Below are 19,572 nucleotides of genomic sequence, written 5' to 3' on the forward strand. Positions count from 1 at the left end.
CGTCGCAAGTAAACGGGACGTTAGCCAGATGACCGCGCGCGAGGCGATGTCGGCCGAGGTTCTCTTTTGCTTTGGGGACGATCAGGTCGAACAGGCAGCCACCATCATGAGCGAGAATCATGTCCATCGTCTGGCAGTCCTCGATCGTGAGGACCGGCACCTGATAGGCGTTATTTCCCTTTCTGACATAGGCGGCAGCGCCTCTCAACGGCGGCCTTATGAAGTGATCTTTCATAAGATTTTCACTGACCACCGCGGTCACCCACATCGCAGCGAGTTGATGCGCGTTTCGGTCGCCCAGGGCACAAAGGCAGAAGCGATCGCGACGGCGATCAGCCAGTTCGAAGAGATGAACCACCTCAAGGCCTGGCATCAGCTCGCCGATGGGTACGACGTGACGAGCGTCCGTGTCGATGAGGGAGGTGCGACGGTTGAAGAACGCGAGCCGACTTCAGAGAGGGAAGCCCGGATCTTGCGCCGCGCCCGTGACTTGTGGGAGCGGGCGGGTACGCCGGAGGGCCGGGACGTGCAGTTATGGGAGCAGGCCGCGGGGGAGATTGACCGCGAGGCTCCCCAGCGCGAATGACGCGTCTTAAATCAAGGTGCGTTAATCGCAAGAGCCGCCGCGAAATGCGCTAGCGCACCGTCACCACGTTGCTTTGACAGACCGATGATGGGTCTGCGGGCGCCTTCAGGTCCAAACCGCCTGGTATTGCTCGGGACAAGCGTTGGGGCAACATGCGCAAGGGGCTCTGCTACATCGTCAAGCCAGGATCCAGAACCGTGAGCAGAAAGCCCTGTCGGCTTGCCCACGTATCGGTAGGCAAGCCTGCGATTGGGAGGCCGAGGATTCAGCAGCGCTGCTGATCTTCTTGAGGTCACGCACCGCTAGTCCGCGCGCGGCTTGCATCGCCATTACCACCGGATCAGAAGATAAACCTCGGGGAGTTCACACATGGATGTCATTCTCCGCTGGATCGAAGCGCATCCGGGGCTTGCTGCATGGGTACAGGCAGCGGGTAGCGTTTTCGCGGTGACGGCCGCTGCGTCGTTACCTTTCATTCATGGCTACCTGACTGAAAAGCGCGAAAATAAAGTTAGACTTGCTGCGCTGTTTGCCTTGGCCCAACAGTCCGTCATCCTGCTTGAAGACCTGGCCGGAGCGATGAAAACCGAATCAGGTATGAACGACTACATGCATCTCGGTGTAACTGGCGAATGGACCGAGCTTCGGGCAATGCTAGCGTCTTTCCCACTTTGGGACGTTGTCCAGCAGGACCTGGCGACCCAGATTGGACATCTGCGGCACGCTGTCACCGTCGGTCATTCGATTGCAGAAACGATTCCTCCCGGCGACATCGCCGACCCGAATTTTGATATCGATCGCAGTCACATCGAAGGGGGCAGAATTCTCGCCATTGAAGCGCGCGATGCAATCGCGAAATTGTTGTGAGCAATCCTCGCCTTTGGCGCTGGTGGCAGCTCTGAGTCGGTATGCGATCTTCGTGGCCGGCGGCGACCGGCCACAAGCGGTCCGGGAGACTCGTCTTGCTCAGTCTGGTGAACCAGGAGCGCAACCTGCCGTCGCGGCGCTGACCGGCCGCAGCGTGCCGGGCTCTGTGATTCCATACGCGCACGACAGGCGCTTCGCTCAAAGACATAATCCGAGCGCGCAGAGCGCGTAACATGAGTTATGGCAGTTGTTTCTACTCAAAAGAGAATATCGCCGCGCCTGGCTGGCGTCACGAGCACTGGCCGATGGTAGCGGGTCCTGGTGGTCTCGCGAAGCCGCCCACTCCAGAAAGACGAACCAACATCCAAGGGTCGCGTCATGATGCACGTTTTTCTTGCAAACAACCGCAGTGAACTGATCGATCGATGTCGGGCCAAGGTAGCACAGAGGCCCGCGCGCGAGGCGACCGCACAGCAGCTTCAAAATGGTGTGCCGCTGTTCCTGGATCAACTCATCAGGACGCTTCAACTGGAGCAGACATCGGAGCCCATGGACAGCCGCAGGATTTCTGGCCCGTCGGGCGGCGGGGCGTCGCTATCCGAAATCGGCAAGTCAGCGGCACAGCACGGAGGCGAGTTGTTGAAGCTCGGATTCTCGGTTGACCAGGTCGTTCACGACTATGGTGACCTGTGCCAGGCCATTACAGATCTCGCCTACGAGCGTGATGCGCCGTTTCTGATAGACGAGTTTCGAACCCTCAACCGTTGTCTGGACAATGCCATTGCCGATGCGGTCACCGAATTCAGCTATCAACGTGATTTCGCTGTTGCGGACAGGCAAGCCATTGAGATGCATGAACGGCTTGGGCTTTTCGCGCACGAACTGCGTAACTTTCTTCAGACTGCAACGCTCGCGTTTACGGCGGCGAAAGCGGGGAATTTGAGTCTGTCCGGAGCCACGGGGTCGGTCTTGGAGCGGAGCCTGGACGGATTGCGCGATCTGATCGCTCGCTCCCTTAATGAGGTACGTACAGCAGCGGGAATTTCCACACAATCCAGAATGTTTTCCGTTGCCGACTTCATCGCTGAAGTGAAATATGCCGCTGACCTTGCAGCCCAGGTTCGTGGGTGCGCATTGACAGTTTCCGCTGTGGATAAGGGGCTTGCCATCAGTGGGGACCGCGGCCAGCTTTATTCGGCGCTGGGAAACCTGCTGCAAAACGCCCTTAAATTCACGCACCAACACACCGAAGTGACGTTGGACGCCTACGCGTTATCGGATCGCATCCTGATCGATGTGAAAGATCATTGCGGCGGTCTGCCGCCGGGTAATGCAGAACGACTGTTCCTGCCATTCACCCAGAATGGCGAAGACAGAACCGGACTAGGTCTAGGTCTTTCAATCGCGAGGCGCAGCGTCGAGGCAAACAACGGCGTTCTCAGTGTCCGCGATGTGCCTGGCACAGGTTGTGTGTTCACCATTAGCCTGCCTCGATATACAGTCCGGCCTAGCTGAGCGTGACTGCTTTCGGGCTACCTGTGATCACGATGCGGTCGCAACCAAACCGGTGAACCGACGCGTGCCTGGGGCCTTCATGGTGAAACGTAGCGATATCCTTATATGTAGTTCAGACACCTGCGGATTAGCGATCTTGCCGAGTATCCCATACGCGAAGCACGGCAATCGTCGTTAGCTCTTCAGCATGCGGCGGCAGGACTTCATAGTGCAGTTCGTACCTGCGAGCGAGGCACACCCAGCGGTGCACTTCGCGAGCGGAGGGCGTCATATCCTTCAAGCTCTTCGCCCAACCGATGGAAGTGGTCTTTTTCCGTTCCGCTTCGTCCAGCAACGCGCTGATTATTTTGCGAGCGGTGGGGGAGTCGTTGCACTTCTTGATGTGGTCGGCAACGACCCCAAGGTCTGACATCGCTTTACGGGTGGGGACGACCTTGACGCTCACGCTTTCGGCGCCGGCAATTCGTTATCCGTGCCGAGGCTGTTCGCCCACGCCCGGGGCTTGCCCCATCGGGATGAGGCGACCGGCAGTCACGTCGTCCAGCCCCTCCCGAATCAAGCGGCGCTTTCCGGCCTCGCGCGCGAGGTATTGGACGAGTGCTGTCTTGATAATCCACTGCCGTGGCCGTTCGATCTGCTCCGACCATGCGTCCACTTGGTGATATAGAGCACGTGTCTGAACGGCGTTACGGCGGCTAAAAACCAGTACGGGAAGCGAGGAATGACGATCAATATCAAGTCTGCAGCTTGTGTCGCCAGTAGTGTCTTGCTGGCATCGGTACTCAGCGCCTGTGCGACGGATCAGCCGCCAGCCTCAGCGCTCGAAGAATACAGCACGCAATCGCCGTTCCCCGGTGCCGAATGGACCCGTGTCGATCCTGCGACAGCAGGCTTCTCGCAGGAAGGAATTGATCAGGCAGTGGCCTATGCGAAACGGGAAGGATCCACCTCCGGCATGATTGTCCAGCACGGCCTGGTGGTCGCCGAATGGGGGACGTTTCCAGGAAGTCGAATCTTCATTCGGCGCGCAAGAGTTTCGCGAGCGCCCTGATTGGTATTGCAGTCGCACAAGGCCAGATGAGTCTTGATGAGACGCTGGAGCAACTTGGTATCGACGACAGCGAGCCATCCCTGACGCCAACCGAGAAGCAGGCCACCGTGCGTATGCTGCTCGAGGCGCGCTCGGGCGTTTATCACCCGACGGTCTATGAAACCGCAGGGATGGAGGCTTCTAGGCCGCCGCGCTATAGCCATACGCCGGGCACGTTCTGGTACTACAACAACTGGGATTTCAACACGGTTGGCGTGATCTACGAAAAGGCAACCGGGCAGCGCATCTTTGACGCCCTGAAGACGGAGATCGCAAATCCGGTTGGCATGCAGGACTATCGACCTTCGGATGGACACTATGTGTCGGGCGGATTTGCTACGCGGTATCCGGCCTATCCGTTCAACATGAGCGCTCGCGATCTGGCGCGCTTCGCCTTACTGTACCTGCATGACGGCCGCTGGCGCGGCCAGCAGATTGTTCCGGCTGCGTGGGTTGCCGAATCGACAACGTCATACTCCAATACGTCTACCGGCGGCTACGGATACATGTGGTGGACGAGTACGCCAGCAAGCGGTCCACATGGTCCGAAGGTGGCGCTGCTGAGGCCAACCTACTGGGCCGATGGCAGCCACGGCCAGTATGCCGTCGTGGTGCCCTCGCTCGATCTGGTCGTCGTGAATCTGGTCGATGACCGGCTGACTTCAAAGAGCATGCACCAGCACAACATGGAGGAACTGGTGTCGCTGGCTGAATCCGCAGAGGGCGCGACGGACATCGGGCCGGAGCCGAGGTACGGCAAGCGCGACTCTGGGATGCCTGAGTAAAGGGGCAATGACGCCACGCAAGGTTGCTGCAGAGGCCACGTCAAGAATCGAATCGTCGACGTGTGGCCTAGGACCGCCGATAAGCTTAGATCAGGTAATAATCGTTCGAATTCGCGTCTCACCGCGACATAGCACACAAAGGGGAATTCGTTTGCAACGGACCGTGCGTCAGATCGGTTTGGCTAATCCTGCTCCGTCGTTTCCGACCCGGTTGACTGCGGAACTAACCTGAAACCATTCGAATTCATCGGCTGGCACGGCTGCGGTGCGCGCGAGATCGGCAACCTCCTTCGCGGGTGTCGAAGGATCCAGCCATTCGCGGTCGGCGTCGGCCGCGAATATCAGTGGACTTCGCCCATGCACGTCAAAGAGCCCTGATCTCGCCGCTGTCGTGATGAACGAGTCTGGCGGTAACTGGGATAAGCCTCAGAAAGATTGAAGTAAGCAGACGCTACCGTACAGACGGTAAAAACTCATTCGGTCCATGATGATCAAAATAACAGGAGGCCGCCACGTACATCCAACTCTCCCCCGAGGCCGTCCAGACTCTCAAATCGCTTGATCAGATTCCAGATTCCCTGGCGGATACGCCGCGCTCGATAGCGGAAGAACCATTAAGCTCCGGGCTTGCATACGAATCGCGTACCTGCGGTGTCATCAACATGACGGCCGCGGGCCGGGTGTGGTTGAATCAGCGTGCCGCGTAGCCCGACGTTGGGCTCCGTTGATGTTGTGTTCGCTCTTGTCGCTGTTTGTCGCTGTTTGGGCGTTGCTCGGGATGGTAGGTGCGCATGATGACCTCCGGTAGTGAGTCCCTGGGACGGTACGTCCGAGACATGTCGGTAACACACGGTTTACGGCTCAGCTACGCCCTGCGTTGAAAGCTATGGGGCGAGGCAGGTGAGAATGCCGGTCGGTGCGAATGCAAACGCCAACCACTCGCGCATCGTACGACGTTTTGAAGGCCGTCCATGCATGCAAGGCTTACGACGGCGATCACTGAATGTCCGGTAATTGCATGGTGTGACGTTACGGTCCCACGTGCGGCAGGATAGGTCTGTACGGTAGCGGTCAACGCCTTTGCCAGGATGGATTATCAGCGACGCCGAACTGCCATGGCGAATGGCCGTTTTCGGCGAACCGGAACAGTCGCTTGGGGTCGACATGAGGCGCTCGCGCCAGGCAGCAGTCGGCCGGGTTTGGCTCAGGTGAGGCTCTCGGCCGTCGGCTCTCGTGCACTGGCGGCTGCCTCTAGCTGTCTTACGTTTTGTTGTAGATGGTTCGGCGAGATATTGAGGCGTTGAAACGCGCTGCTGTTTCGCCGGTTATGGCAAGTGCAGCGAGCATCTGACAAAATCTCCGGAAGAATACTAAGAATGGAGGCAGCTTGCGGACGGTCGAATACCGTTTTTTCACCATTTGGCGCATCGATGCGCCAGTGCAGGAAGTTTGGGCGGCAATCCAGGATTCGGCGCGCTGGCCCGAATGGTGGAATAACGTCGAGCGCGTGGACCAGCTAGAAGCGGGTTCCGATCAAGGCGTGGGCATCTTGCAACGCTATACGTGGAAAGGCCGGTTGCCGTATCACCTCGTGTTCGATATGCGAGTGACGCGCGTCGATCCGTTGGTCGCGCTGGAGGGAGAAGCCAGTGGCGACGTCGAAGGCACCGGTCGGTGGAGCTTTTCGACCGACGGACGCGACCTTACGGTGGTCCGCTATGACTGGTGCGTGCATACGAATCGCGCATGGATGAATGCATTGGCGCCGTTGTTGCGACCAGTTTTCCAATGGAACCACGATTCAGTGATGCGCGAAGGCGGCGCGGCGCTAGCGCGGCGGCTGGACGCGCGGCTGCTTGGCATCGAGCATGGATGAAGCCGGCGCGGCAATGGGTTGAACGCTTTGCAATTTTTCCCCTTTATGAATCTGTCACGCAACGCAGCGAACTGACGATCTGGGATGCGCGCACGCTAGACATCCTGGCTCGAATCGCAGTTCCGATTGCCATTCCGCTTGGCTTTCATGGCGGCTTTGAATTGCAATAAAAGCGACCGATCTGTCGTTTGCTGACGTCGTGCTCGCGGGCGCTTTGTTCTACCTTCAGGCGCTGGGCGGCGAAGTGCACGCCGCGATCGACGGCGTAAACCGCACCAAGAGTCCTGGCTGGGACGGCGCTTCCTTGTGATGTGTTTCTCGTCAAAGCCGACAGCGTGAGCCTCGGAATGGCGCAGCCCAGTCAAAATCTTGAATGTCCGGTACAGTCCCGCGGTCACCGAAGGGTAATGACGTCTGCCCTCCAGACTTTTTATTCGTCTAAGACATGCGGGACCGTTAGCCCCATGGTCCGTATCCGGCCGGTCACTGCCTGATGCGGTCGGTGCAACTGCGGGGCCTTTTCGCCCACATTTTCACTAACCCGACGATGCCTAGTACAGTCGAGCCTACATTACGCAGCCGCCTTAGATTGTTAATTTCCTCGGATGACAAAGTGCCCAGCCGCCATGCGCATACTCTCCCTCGCGATCGCTCTGCTGACTATCTTTGCCGCATCGACGGCATGGGCACAAACCGCACCATTCCATGCTGGCGTCACCCGAATTTCGGTATCTGATGAAGATCGGTTCGACACGTTTGTCTGGTATCCGACCGATGCCGTGGAAATACCTTGGCAGGCTGGTCCGTTTCCGATATCCGCCAGCCGCAATGCGCCGATTGCCGCTGGTCAGTTTCCCGTTCTGCTACTGTCGCACGGCGGAGGCCCGGGAGGCGGTTCCCCCCTCATTTTACGGAACCTCTCCACCTACCTCGCTCGCGAAGGCTTTATCGTAGTCACACCGATCCACGGGAAGACCCCCCTTCTTCAGCGTCCGCATCAGATCGCTGCTGCCTTCGATGCCACGATGGCGGACCCTCGTTTCGCGACACATGCAGACGCGGACAAGCTAGCTATGCTTGGCTTTTCGCTTGGTGGTGCAGTCGCATTAGAGAATGCCGGCGGCATACCAGATTTCGAGCATCTCGCCGCTTATTGCGCGGCGCATCCCAACGATGAAACGTCATGCGGCGCTGGCCCAGGTGATAAAACTGGGGCGACTCCCTCGAAGCAGGCTCAGCCCTCCGACGAATTACCTCAAACTCCGCGTCTGCCCTTGAAAGCACTTGTTTTACTAGACCCATTTGCCGTGCTGTTCACGCCTACCGGGCTAGCAGCCGTGAAGATTCCGACTCTCGTGTTTCGGCCGAAGCAGAGTGACCTCGGCGAAAAAAACCTGAACGCGCTGATAGCAGGCCTCCCGTACCCACCCAAGGTCGACTACATGCCAGGCGGGCATTTCACCTTGACGGACGTTTGCCCGCCAGCACTAGAGCTGGCAGTGTCCGAGGTGTGCAAAGACGCGCAGGGTGTTGATCGCGCGGCAATCCAGATTGAAATCGAAAGGCAAATCGCAGCCTTTTTTCATAGCAACCTCCAGTAACCTATATTCGCCGACATGAGCCCGACGCTAGTGTTGCGGTGGGGGCACGGCGATGGGAGAGAACAGAGTCAGGCCGCCCCGTCCTGACTCTGTGATACAGGTCGATCACCCGGGATTATCGCCGGTCTGTATATCGACGTCGAACGGCTGAAAGTGGCGTGCGCCGTGCAAAGGCGGCGCTTTCCAGTGGGTGCAAGTCCCACCCGGCAATCGCTCCAGCCGGAAGCAACCGGAGTAGTCATGGAGGTAACGAAGTGGCTGAAGCCTTCGGTGATGCGTGTCACGAATTGGTGATAGCGCGAGTGTGCAGGCCGTAACGCGAGTGAAGTGCGCCAGTACAAACTGGCAGGAGGTAGTCGATGAAAGTTCGATACAGCGAAGGTCTAGCAAACCACGCTGACCCCGAGTCATGCGGTGGCTGTCGTGAGGCAACCATCGAAGCGTTGACAGGGGAAACCGGCAGGCCAGCCATTGAGCCGCGTAATCAGGAATTCGGGATGCCGACGGAGTTTCACTTCTCGGAAGGCAACACGGTACATGGCGTTAGATGCGAGTCATGTGACGATCCCGCGCGGTCGGAGACCCTGCGCATGTCGGGAAGCTTCCTGCACAGGAACTGGGAGATCTCATCGGTATCCGGGGCCGTTTGCCCGGAAGGGGCGGGGAAGGCCACAAGCCGTACGCCCGCCGTCTACGTCGATGAGAAGTCGGATGCGTCAGTATTACCTGAGAAGTCGTCGAACAAAGGGGTTCCCCCCGCGGAGGCGATGGAGGGAAGGGACGCAGCCAAGGGGAACACCGGAAAGCCTCCCGCGCCCCGGACGCAGAGCCGGGCCGGCGCGTCGATGGGACTTGACGGTGTACGCGAGGTCGGCCGCCGGGATCGGCGGACGAGGTTCACGGCATTGATGCACCACATCACGCCGTCGCTGCTGGTGGAAAGCTTCTACGCTTTGCGCCGGAATGCGGCGGTGGGCGTGGACGGAGTGACGTGGCGGGAATACGAGGGAGTTCTCTATACGCGGGTGCACGAGTTGCATCGGGAGATTCATACCGGTACGTATCGGGCACAGCCATCGCGGCGGGTATACATCCCCAAAGCAGATGGCAGGCAGCGGCCGCTTGGGATTGCTTCCCTGGAGGACAAGATCGTACAACAGGCGGTTTCAACCGTACTGGGTGCGATCCATGAAGAGGAATTTCTTGGATTCTCATACGGGTTCCGTGCCGGGCGTGGCCAACACGATGCGTTGGACGCGCTCTACATTGGAATCAAGACGCAAAAGGTGAACTGGATTCTTGACCTGGACATTCGGGGGTTCTTTGATGAAATCTCGCACGAATGGATGGTCAAGTTTCTGGAACACCGGATTGCGGACAAGCGGCTACTACTGCTTATCCGCAAGGGGCTGAAGGCAGGGGTGGTCGAGGACGGCCGTAGGATCGTGAGTCAACGGGGCTGCCCGCAAGGGTCCGTGCTGTCCCCAATGCTCGCGAATGTGTACCTTCACTATGTTCTCGATCTCTGGGCGCATCGCTGGCGTAACAAGGAAGCGAATGGCCGCGTCATCGTCGTGCGGTACGCCGACGATACCGTGCTGGGTTTCCAGCACGAACACGAGGCCAGACGGTTCCTCGCTGCCGTAGAAGAGCGACTGGGCAAATTTGGGCTGGCTCTCAATCCTGAGAAAACGCGCCTGATTGAGTTCGGTCGATATGCTGCGGAGCGCCGGCGAGCGCGCCACCTTGGCAAGCCAGGGACGTTTGACTTCCTGGGCTTTACCCACTGCTGCACTCGCAGCAGGCGGGGTGCCTTCGACATCCTGCGTCTGACGGTCAAGAAGCGCGTGCGCGGCACCTTGAAGGCGATACGGGAAACCCTCCTGCGTCGTCGGCATGAGCCGGTAGCGGTCGTGGGGCGTTGGCTCGGACAGGTCTTGCGCGGGTACTACAACTACTTTGCGGTGCCTGGCAATATCTACCGCCTCAACGGATTTCGTGCCGAGGTGGAACGGGCCTGGCTGTTTGCCCTGCGACGACGCAGCCAGCGGCCTCGCATGCCCTGGTCGCGTTTCGCACCGCTCGTTGAGCGCTTCCTGCCCCCGTTGCGCCTTGTCCACAAACATCCGCTGGAGCGTCTTCGCGTCATGACCTAAGGCAGGAGCCGTATGCCTTAATTGGGCACGTACGGATCTGCGCGGGGGGCGGTGGGTAACCGCCGTTCCTACCGCAACCGCCGAGCAAGCCTCGAAAAAGACGATTCGCAGGCCGACCCGACTGCCATTCCGGGGAAGGCTGATACGGCTGCGCCTGTGTTCAAACGAATACTCAGGGTTTGCCGTTGCACCGGCTCGCTATATCGCCTTCGGCGGACGCAGGCATGCATGTTCCTTTGCGTAATCTACTACTTGCAGAGGTCCACATGTCACTTCTACTCGAGCAGCCATTCACGCCTATGTCGGTATCGACTGGGCCGACACGAAGCACGATATCTGCCTTCAGGCGGCAGGCGACCCCCGTCGCGAGTCGAGCTGCATTGCGCATCGGGTCGCGGCCATCGACGAATGGGCAAATCCGCTGCCCGCCATGACTTCTGTCATCAACGCTGTAAAGCCAAACTTCTCGCGCGCGTTGACGTCGGCGTGGTGCGCGATCAACCTTTGGGCGACCTCCACGTTCTTGGCGGACATCAGCGCAGTCTGTCCGTCATTCTTTCCGTCTGCCTTCATGTGGCCGATGGCAGGCTCGATTGCGCTTCGCCGTCGGATCATCGCGCGTAGTCCGCGTGTGATGCCCCGCCTCAAGCCGGGGTATGCGATTCGAACTACGGGTGATTGCCGCCCGCGCGAGACGAGTTACTGAATCGGGTTGTCGCCGGATACGACGTAAGCGATCGCTCAGCGCCTCGAAACAAATGTCCGACGACGAAGGCCAGTGACAGTTGATGGCACAGTTCGACCATCTCGGCCCTTACCAGTGCGATGGGTCGCTCAACTCGTCCTTAGCCCTCCTCTTGATAAACATTCCAGAAACAGGAAGAACCACTCTCACGCCGACCTTCATAATCGGCGGGAAATCATTTGATGAAGACGGTCTCAATGTGTCAATTCGTTGCTGATGATCTAACCACCAAGCCAACAATTGGGACACGCGAAATTCCATCGCTTCCGGCATCGCACGGTCCCAGCGTGCTGCGCAATCCACAGTTATGCATAAAGCATCGGAAATGTTCGAGAGCGATTTTCCTGAAAACCGGCACCGTACAAAACCTGCCCATTTTTCTGGATGTCGGAGCCCTTCGAATGGGGACCCTGCCATAACGGATTGCATGCGTACTGGGCAAGCGACATCTCGGGCCTGGTAGCACTTTTCTTTTCAGATCAAGGCTTTCGCACGCTGGACATGCGCCCGGGACCTCGCGCCAGTGGGCGTCAGCGTATTCGGCGAGACTCGCGGCTGCCGATTTCAGGTCACGCGGCAGAAGCGAATGGCAATTCTCGCTTCTGCCCTTATCGTGTCGGCTAACTGTCCGGGCATTATTACCTGAATCGGGTCTTCCGAAAGAACTCGTTTAAATACCTAATTCTCTGCTTGCAACCAAAAATAGAAACGATTAAATTGCAGACGCCTACAAGCACTTACAAGATATTACAAACGCTTACGGACACAAAACGAGGGACAAGATGAAGCTGATTCTGGAAGCTCGCCATCTATTCGATGGCAGTGTCGCAGCAGTCGCACATAAAGCCACGCACTCCGCATTCGGAGACCAGGATCATCACGATACCTCGGCTTATTCATCGAGTTCGCATCACCACCATTTCGCCAGCGCGCATGAAAACGCGGCTTCCACGCTCACGCATTCACCGGGCGATATTCCCGGGCTCGCGCCCAATCCTCACGCAACCGAAATTCTTTTTGTCGACCCGCGCGTCGCCAACTGGCAGACGCTCGCGAAGGGCGTCGCCAAAGACGTGCAGGTGGTGCTGATCGACCCGAACCGCGATGGCCTGGCCCAGGTCACGGCCGCGCTCAAGGGGCGCTCGGATCTCACCGCGATCCATTTCCTGACCTACGGCGAATCGGGCCAGATCGAGCTGGGCAATTCACCGATCACCACCGCCACGCTCACCAGCCACGCAGGCGAGGTAGCGTCGTGGGGCGATCATCTCGCGGCCAACGCAGACATCGAATTCTGGGGGTGCGACGTGGGTCAGGGTGCCAACGGCCTGGCATTCGTCGACAGCGTTCACGCGTTGACGGGCGCGCAGGTGGGTGCCTCGACCGACGCCACCGGCGCTGCGCAACTGGGCGGCGACTGGACGCTCGAACGCACCACCGGCGTTCTCGCGATCGGCGCGCCGTTCAGCGCGGCGTCCATGGCGGCTTATCAAGGCGTGCTCGATACGCCCGTGCCGACAGTCTCCTTCGATCCGACCACGGTACCCGGCGACGTGCTGCTCGGTAGCACCTTCACCGAGACGGTGACCTTCTCGAACACGGCTGCCAACGCCCCAGGCTTCGGACCGTTCATCGACCTGTACGTGCCCAAGGACTCGGCCCAGACCGCTACGCTCACCTCGGCGAGCTTCCTCGGCGCCACGGTCAGCTTCCAGGCGGTGACGATAAGCAATGTCGCGGGCCACGGGCTGGGCGCACTGAATCCGCTCATGATCGACAGCAGCGGCAACCCGATGTTCGTGGCCGCGCCGGCCGGTTACCAGGCAGGCGACACGATGTACGTGCTGCAATTGCCGTTCGGCAGCTTCACGCCGGGCCAGCCGGCCGCGCAGATCCAGCTCACGTTCTCGCTCGATAACAGTACCGAGCTGTCCAGCATGCACTCGGGCCAGCCGCTCAACATCACGGCGGTCGGTGGCTTCCAGTACGGCGCGGACGCACTCAACGACCCGGCCACTGATCCGCCGATCATCGGTACGGCCTCGGCGCAGGCTTCGTCGACGGTGTCGCTGGTCGACGTCTCGGCCACCACCGACTTGCACGAAAGCGAAACTGCGACGGGCCCGGATTACCCGTTCAACTATGTCGTGACGATCAAGCCCGCCCCGGTGACGACGGCTGACCCCATCACGAACCTGGACTTTACGTTCACGCTCCCTGCCCAGGTGGAGTATACGAGCGGCACGATCGCCATTACCGGACCCGGCGGCGCAACCGGCACCGCCACGTTCCATCCTGGCACGAACGCCGCCGGCGGTACCGTTACCGTCCACTTCACGTCGCTCGGTACCGATGCCGGCGATACCCCAACCGTCATCCAGATTCCGGTCTTCGTGCCGCAATTCGACGCCAATGGCAACGCGGTCCTGCCGACGAACGGCGCGTCGCAGACCATCAACACCACTGCCATCTACAGCTACACCGGCTCGTGGGAAGCGACCGCTGCGTCGGTCGATCACAGCCTCGGCGAGCAAACGATTGCCGGCGACAGCTCGACCAACACGGAGTCGACCTCATTCATCGCGAAGTCGCTCGCCATACAGGTCACCGACAACTCGACGGACGGTAACATCGTGCCCGGCGAGCCGGTCACCTATTCGATCCACTTCGAGGTCTCCGATTACTTTTCGCTCAATAACCTGAATATCGCGAACGTGATCGGCGACGGCATCACGCTGCTGGCCCCCGGCGCCGCGGAATACGTGACGCCGACGCTCACGCTGACGAGCGGCGGCACGACCCAAGTGATGTCGTTCGGCGACGTGACGAACAACGTGGCGCCCACGATCAATACCGAAACAGTGGCCGCCAGCGGCTCCAACGCGGTTTGGAACTACATCCGCGACGACAGTGCAGGAGGGACCGGCGCCACGACGGTGAACTTCGACGTCGGCATGCTGATCGGCATGATGGAAGGCGGCGCGCTCGGTTCGATACTGCAGGGCGGTGCCGTCAACGGCGCAGGCGGCGCTACGCAGGGCGTGATCTCGTTCGTGGCGCAGGTGCTCGACAAGTACACAAATGCCAACAGTGGCAGCAGCCTGCGCGAGAAGGACTCGATTACCGACACGGTCAGCCTGGCCGGCACGAGCGCGACCGTGGTAAGCGTCAACGATGCCACGCAGACCATCACGAACGCCAACCTCGGCACGGTCAGCGACGATTCGAGCGTAACGGATACCGTCGCGCCGGGCTCGATGGTGCTGAGCGTGATCGCGGTGAATGGTGACACCAGCAACACGACCGACATCAAGCCTGGCGACACGGTCACCTACGGCCTGACCTATTCACTCACCACGGGCGATTACGGCAATCTCGACCTGACGGCGTATCTGCCGGAGCCGGTGTTTTCCACCACCGATCCGACCTCGACCGGCTCGAACGTGAGCACCTACACGCAGGACACCAGCGCCGACGCGGTGCCGGCTGCCGGTACCTACAAGGTGATCGATCCGCTCAGCGGCGAGACCAGCACCCCAGCCGTGGTGATCGACGGCACGTCGAACAGCATCTCGTTCAATTTTGGCAACCGCGACGACCCGACCAACGCCTCGGGCCAGCAGGTCCAGGTCCAGTTCTCCGTGGTGGCCTCGGACAAGCCGTTCGCCGATGGCCTGGCGCTGACGAGCCAGGGCACCAGCACGTACACCAACGCGGCGGGCGCGACGGTCGCCACTGCTGCCATTAAGCAGACACCGCTCGAAGAACCGGAGGTGACGGTGAAGACCGGCGTGGTGTCGGTTCTCGGTGACGGCGGCGCGTCCAAGGGCACGTACGCGGCCGACACGTCGAATCCGAATCCGGTCACACCGTGGACAGCGCAGACCGGGATCCCGCCGAGCGGTGCAAGTGGTCCGTTCGCGCCGGCCGGCACCGCCGCCGGAACCTTGTTCAGTACCGCGGGCGCAACCAGTCCGGCTTTAGCATTAGCGTCCGACGACCTCAACGTGGCGGGCGCGGATGGCGGCGACCTCGTGCGCGTGGTTTCGACGGTCGACAACGAAGGCCACGCGACTGCCTTCGACGTCACGGTGCAAGGCACGCTGCCACCCGGCTTTTCGACGGCCAACGTGTCGAACTTCGCGATCTACAACTCGGCGGGCACGCAGATCGACACCGGCATCACGGCAGCGCAATACTTCAGCGCCGGCGGCGTCAAACTGGGCCCGGCGACGGGGGTGGATCCCGGCATTGCGGCCGGCGGCCAGGTCTACGTGGTATACGACCTGGCTTTGCCGGTCACGCAGCAGACCGCCGAAACGCTCACGGCCAGTTCATCGGTCGTCAACTGGGCCAGCGTCACCGGAGGCGTGGCGGCGGGCGAAGGTTTCGTGAGCGGCACGGGCGCCGGCGCGCAGGCGCTTGGCGAGAGCGCCGCGGCGCTCTCGGACAACGCAACCATCGGCATCAGCGCGCCCACCATTGCGAAGACGGTCGTGAGCGGCAGCGACACCGACGTGCCGCTGACCTCGGCCAACGATGTCGTGCTCGGCGAAATCGTGACCTACCAGGTGACCGTGACCTTGCCGGAGGGCCAGACGTCCAACAACAGCGGCGACGTCACGGTGACCGACACGCTGCAGCCAGGCATGAGCTTCGGCAGCATCGAATCGATCACGTTCAACGGCGTCACGTCCGCGGGTGGCACGCCCACCAGCATCAGCACCAACATCAACGGCCTCACCACGATCACGATCGATCTGGGCAACACGCTGACCAACAGCCAGGTCGACACCGACGCCACGGTCATCATCACCTACACGGCCACGGTGACCTCCACCGACACGCCGGCCCCGGGAACCGGCCACGCCAACGACGCGGTCCTGAGCTACGGCGCGAGCCAGAGCGCCGCCGCCAGCACGACCCTGACCGAACTGGAACCGGCGGTGACCGAGACGATCACCGCGGCCGATACCCATACCGGCACGACGATCCCGGCCAACGGCACGGTGTTCAGCAATGAAGATCTGACCTATACCGTCACCCTGACCAACAATGGCAACGCGCCGGCCAACGATCTGGCCGATCTCCTGAAACTGCCGTCCGGCCTGACCTACGATGCCGGTACGCTGACGTATGTCAGTGGCGGCACGGGCGGGTCCATATCCGTGTCCGACGCAAGTGACCTGAACGTGGCGCTCGCCACCCTGGGCGCCGGAGAGTCGGCAACCTTCACATTCAGCGCATCGGTCAATCCGAATCAGGCAGCGGGCACGTCGCTCGCGGTCGACACGCCCGCCGACAACATCTCGGGTACCTATTATTCGCTGCCCGGTACCGCGCAAGGGCACGTCTACAGCGATAACGCGAGCGACACCGTGTCGACCGGGCAGATCACACCGGTCCTGTCGATCACGGGCGAATCGAACAACACCGACACAGCCCAGACACCGACGCAAACGGACACGCAAACCTCGACCGAGGCGACCGTCGGCGAAGTGGTCACGCTGCACGGGGTCGTTCAGATCCCGGAAGGCTCGAACCCGGCAACGCTCACTTTCGACTTGCCGGCCGGGCTTCAGTATCTGCCGGGCAACGCGACGATCGCCCTGGTCAGCCCGAACGGCGACCTGGTCTCGACCCTGGGCTCGCTCAGCGGCCTCACGCAATACCAGGACAGCAACCCTGGTGGCGCGAATTACATCTTGCCCTCGGGCGTCACGACCACGGGCGACGACGTCGCTACCTTCAAGCCGGTCGATCAACTCCCGGCGGGCGTCGTGTCGACTAGCGGCAACACGGTCACCATTGACCTCGGCACGCTGTCGAACAATGACGGCTCGGCCACCGGCAATTATGTGGTCATCGAATTCAACGCGGTGGTGGCGAACGTTGCGGCCAACAAGCAGGGCGCGGCGTCGCTGCAGACCTCTTTCACCGTGGACGGCACGAGTTCGAACGACGTCAGCGTGGCGGTCGAGGAACCGACCCTCACCGTGACGAAAACCGCCACCTCGGTAGACAATGCCGACGGCACCGTGACGTACCAGATCACCGTACACAACACCGGCGATTCGATCGCATACAACGTCGGAATCGACGATCCGGCTGTCGCGAACGAAAGCGGCGTCACGTTCCTCAGCGCTACAGGCAGCGGAACCGGTGGCGCCGGGGCGGCGGCGACCACCGGCACCGACCTGAACTACGCGATCGGACAACTCGGCGCGAATGGCACCGAGGTCATCACGTACACGGTGCAGGTCGCGCCAGGCTCGACGGTGCAGAACGACACGGCAGGCGTAACGTGGCAAAGCCTTGCGGGCCAGCAAACCTTCGACGGCTCGACTGCGGGCGCGGTTGGAACGGCCACCGGGCCGCGCGACTTCGATCCCGCCTCGAACCCGCCGGACGCCTACCGCGTTACCGCTGCCACCGACCTTGGCACTGCACAGGGCCGGGTCTGGCAAGACCTCGGCAACGACACCACCACGTTCTCGCAAACGGGCGGTTCCGCCGATACGCCGCTTGCCGGTATCACGGTCACCGCGACGATCACCCAGCCCGATGGCACGATCGTCCACGAAACGACCACCACGGCCGCCGACGGCACCTACACCTTCGCCGCGTTGCCCGACGGCACGGTATCGATCTCGCTCGCTGGTGCACCGGCCACTGACACGCTCGTGTACGACCCGGATGGCTCGATCGGCACCAGTCCGCCCACCGCAACGTTCACGTCCGCCGGCGACGCTCACAACAATGTCGACTTTTCGTTTCAGGCGCCGGACACGGCGCCGGTCATTGCGAACTGGGGTGGCGGCGTCGACTACACGGAAGGCGGTCCGCCGGTACCGTTGTCCAGACTCGGCGCGTCCGTGTCCGACTCGCAGATCGACGCGCTCGGCGGCGATTACGGCAACACGACGCTGATAATCCAGCGCTATACCGGAGGCGTCCCGGCGCCGGCGAGCGGCGATGTTTTCTCGGGCACCGGCCAGTTGTCGTTGGTGGGCGCCACGAGCGGCGCGGTCATGTTCGGTGGCTCCGACGTCGGCAGCTTCACGGAGACGAACGGCCAGTTGGCGATCACGTTCGCATCCGGTGCCACGGCGACGACGGTCAATAACGTGCTCGACAATCTCGGCTATTCGAGTTCCGACACCAGCACGGTGAACACTGGCATCCAGATCGGCGCTACGCTCGACGACCACAACACCACCGGCCAGCAGGGCACCGGCGGCGACATGACGAGCGCGCCGGTGTTCGCGACCGTCAACGAGATCCCCTCGGTGGGCGGCTCGCTGGCGACCTTCGTGGAGCCCAACAATACGGGCGACCCGGCCGCGGCCGCGGCGGCTGCCGTGGCGGTCGATCCCACGCTGGCGGTCACGAGCAGCGACACGTTTTCGAGCGCGACGGTACATATCACCAACGACGTGCCGGGCGAGGACGTGCTGGTCGCGGGCACGTTGCCTGCGGGCGTCACAGCCAGCTTCAATTCGGCTACCGGTACGATGACCCTGTCCGGCACCGGCATGAGCGCCGCCACCTTGCAGGCAGCGCTGCAGGCAGTCCAGTACTACGACAGCAGCGACACCCCGATCACGACCCCGCGCGACGTCACCATTTCCGTGACGGACAGCACGACCGGCGCGACGACGGCTGCCGCCGCTGCGGTCGTCGACGTCGTTGCGACCAACGATTCACCGGTGCTCAACGGTGTCCCCGTGGCACTCAACGATGCGACCGAAGATGCGGGCGCACCGGCCGGGGCGGTCGGCACGCTTGTGTCCCAACTGACGGGCAGTGGCAACGTGAGCGATCCGGACGGCGCCAACGCCCATGACGGCGCGACGCCCGGCCCCACGGGCATCGCGATCACCGCCGCCGACACGACTGAAGGGTCGTGGTGGTATTCGACCAATAACGGCACTACCTGGACCGAGTTCGCGAGCAGTGGCCAGACGGCTGTCTCTGCGGCCAACGCGCTGCACCTGGTCGCCGACAGCAACACGCGGATCTATTTCGACCCGACGCCCAACTGGAACGGCGCGGTGCAGAACGCGCTGACCTTTCGAGCCTGGGACCAGTTCGACGGTGCGGCCAATGGTTCGCTCTCGGCATTGCCGGCCGGCACGCTCGGGCAGGGCGAGAACACCGCCAGTTCGGCCTATTCGTCGGCGAGCCAGTCGGTGGCGCTCGTGGCAACCGCGGTCAACGATGCGCCGGTCGCCTCCGGCCAGGCGACGCTTGCTACGACTGTCGAAGACACCACCGCGCCGCCGGGCGACACGGTTGCTCATCTGTTCGGCGGCAATTTCTCGGACAGCGCCGACCAGTAGCAAAGCGCC

At 61.3% G+C, this 19,572-nt stretch carries 12 protein-coding genes and 1 pseudogene; 10 read left to right on the forward strand and 3 right to left on the reverse strand.

Translation table 11 applies throughout. The features are described 5' to 3' along the window. The 3 genes from M0954_RS00185 to M0954_RS00195 all read left to right on the forward strand — a co-directional run. On the forward strand, window positions 1–586 hold a 586-nt coding region (locus M0954_RS00185; protein WP_297350973.1), incomplete at its 5' end, for a CBS domain-containing protein. Window positions 587–955: 369 nt separating this feature from the next. Beyond that, entirely contained in the window at window positions 956–1,453 is a 498-nt protein-coding gene (locus tag M0954_RS00190; protein ID WP_297350975.1) for a hypothetical protein, read from the forward strand. 378 nt (window positions 1,454–1,831) lie between these two features. Beyond that, the gene (locus tag M0954_RS00195; RefSeq protein ID WP_297350977.1) at window positions 1,832–2,968 is read left to right on the forward strand and encodes a sensor histidine kinase KdpD; all 1,137 of its coding nucleotides are present in this window, start codon (window positions 1,832–1,834) and stop codon (window positions 2,966–2,968) included. A gap of 127 nt (window positions 2,969–3,095) precedes the next feature. Here the strand turns inward: M0954_RS00195 and M0954_RS00200 are convergent, their stop codons facing one another. Further along, complete coding sequence (locus M0954_RS00200) at window positions 3,096–3,413, reverse strand: type II toxin-antitoxin system RelE/ParE family toxin (protein WP_297350979.1); 318 nt, start codon at window positions 3,411–3,413, stop codon at window positions 3,096–3,098. A gap of 276 nt (window positions 3,414–3,689) precedes the next feature. Between M0954_RS00200 and M0954_RS00205 the strand changes: the two genes are divergently transcribed. Together M0954_RS00205 and M0954_RS00210 are read left to right on the forward strand one after the other, a co-directional pair. Continuing rightward, window positions 3,690–4,019 (forward strand): hypothetical protein, encoded by a 330-nt coding sequence (locus M0954_RS00205; protein WP_297351006.1) that lies wholly within the window; start codon window positions 3,690–3,692, stop codon window positions 4,017–4,019. Beyond that, window positions 3,956–4,843 carry a serine hydrolase gene (locus M0954_RS00210; RefSeq protein ID WP_297350981.1) on the forward strand — a complete coding sequence of 296 codons (888 nt, stop codon included), beginning with the start codon at window positions 3,956–3,958 and terminating at the stop codon, window positions 4,841–4,843. Before M0954_RS00205 ends, M0954_RS00210 begins: the two co-directional genes overlap by 64 nt. Window positions 4,844–5,011: 168 nt before the next feature. Here the strand turns inward: M0954_RS00210 and M0954_RS30290 are convergent, their stop codons facing one another. Beyond that, entirely contained in the window at window positions 5,012–5,239 is a 228-nt protein-coding gene (locus M0954_RS30290) for an SOS response-associated peptidase family protein (RefSeq protein ID WP_367279472.1), read from the reverse strand. 991 nt (window positions 5,240–6,230) lie between these two features. Here M0954_RS30290 and M0954_RS00215 point away from each other — a divergent pair. The 4 genes and pseudogenes from M0954_RS00215 to ltrA all read left to right on the forward strand — a co-directional run bounded on the left by M0954_RS00215 (window position 6,231) and on the right by ltrA (window position 10,535). Further along, on the forward strand, window positions 6,231–6,719 hold the full coding sequence (locus M0954_RS00215; RefSeq protein WP_297350983.1) for an SRPBCC family protein: 489 nt from the start codon (window positions 6,231–6,233) through the stop codon (window positions 6,717–6,719). Beyond that, window positions 6,716–6,889: a carotenoid oxygenase family protein gene (locus tag M0954_RS00220; RefSeq protein WP_297350985.1), complete on the forward strand. Its 174-nt coding sequence runs from the start codon at window positions 6,716–6,718 to the stop codon at window positions 6,887–6,889. The genes M0954_RS00215 and M0954_RS00220 overlap by 4 nt, the downstream gene beginning before the upstream one ends. A gap of 456 nt (window positions 6,890–7,345) precedes the next feature. Further along, window positions 7,346–8,320: a dienelactone hydrolase gene (locus M0954_RS00225; protein ID WP_297350987.1), complete on the forward strand. Its 975-nt coding sequence runs from the start codon at window positions 7,346–7,348 to the stop codon at window positions 8,318–8,320. Window positions 8,321–8,679: 359 nt separating this feature from the next. Next, window positions 8,680–10,535 (forward strand): annotated as a pseudogene (gene ltrA, locus M0954_RS00230) (group II intron reverse transcriptase/maturase). 283 nt (window positions 10,536–10,818) lie between these two features. Here ltrA and M0954_RS00235 read toward each other — a convergent pair. Continuing rightward, a complete protein-coding gene (locus M0954_RS00235) occupies window positions 10,819–11,049 on the reverse strand; it encodes a hypothetical protein (RefSeq protein ID WP_297351000.1) in 231 nt (76 codons plus the stop codon). 954 nt (window positions 11,050–12,003) lie between these two features. Here M0954_RS00235 and M0954_RS00240 point away from each other — a divergent pair. After that, window positions 12,004–19,563, forward strand: a complete 7,560-nt coding sequence (locus M0954_RS00240; protein ID WP_297350989.1) for a DUF4347 domain-containing protein — start codon at window positions 12,004–12,006, stop codon at window positions 19,561–19,563. Window positions 19,564–19,572: the final 9 nt, after the last annotated feature.

Source organism: Paraburkholderia sp., from assembly GCF_026225065.1.
GTDB lineage: Bacteria > Pseudomonadota > Gammaproteobacteria > Burkholderiales > Burkholderiaceae > Paraburkholderia.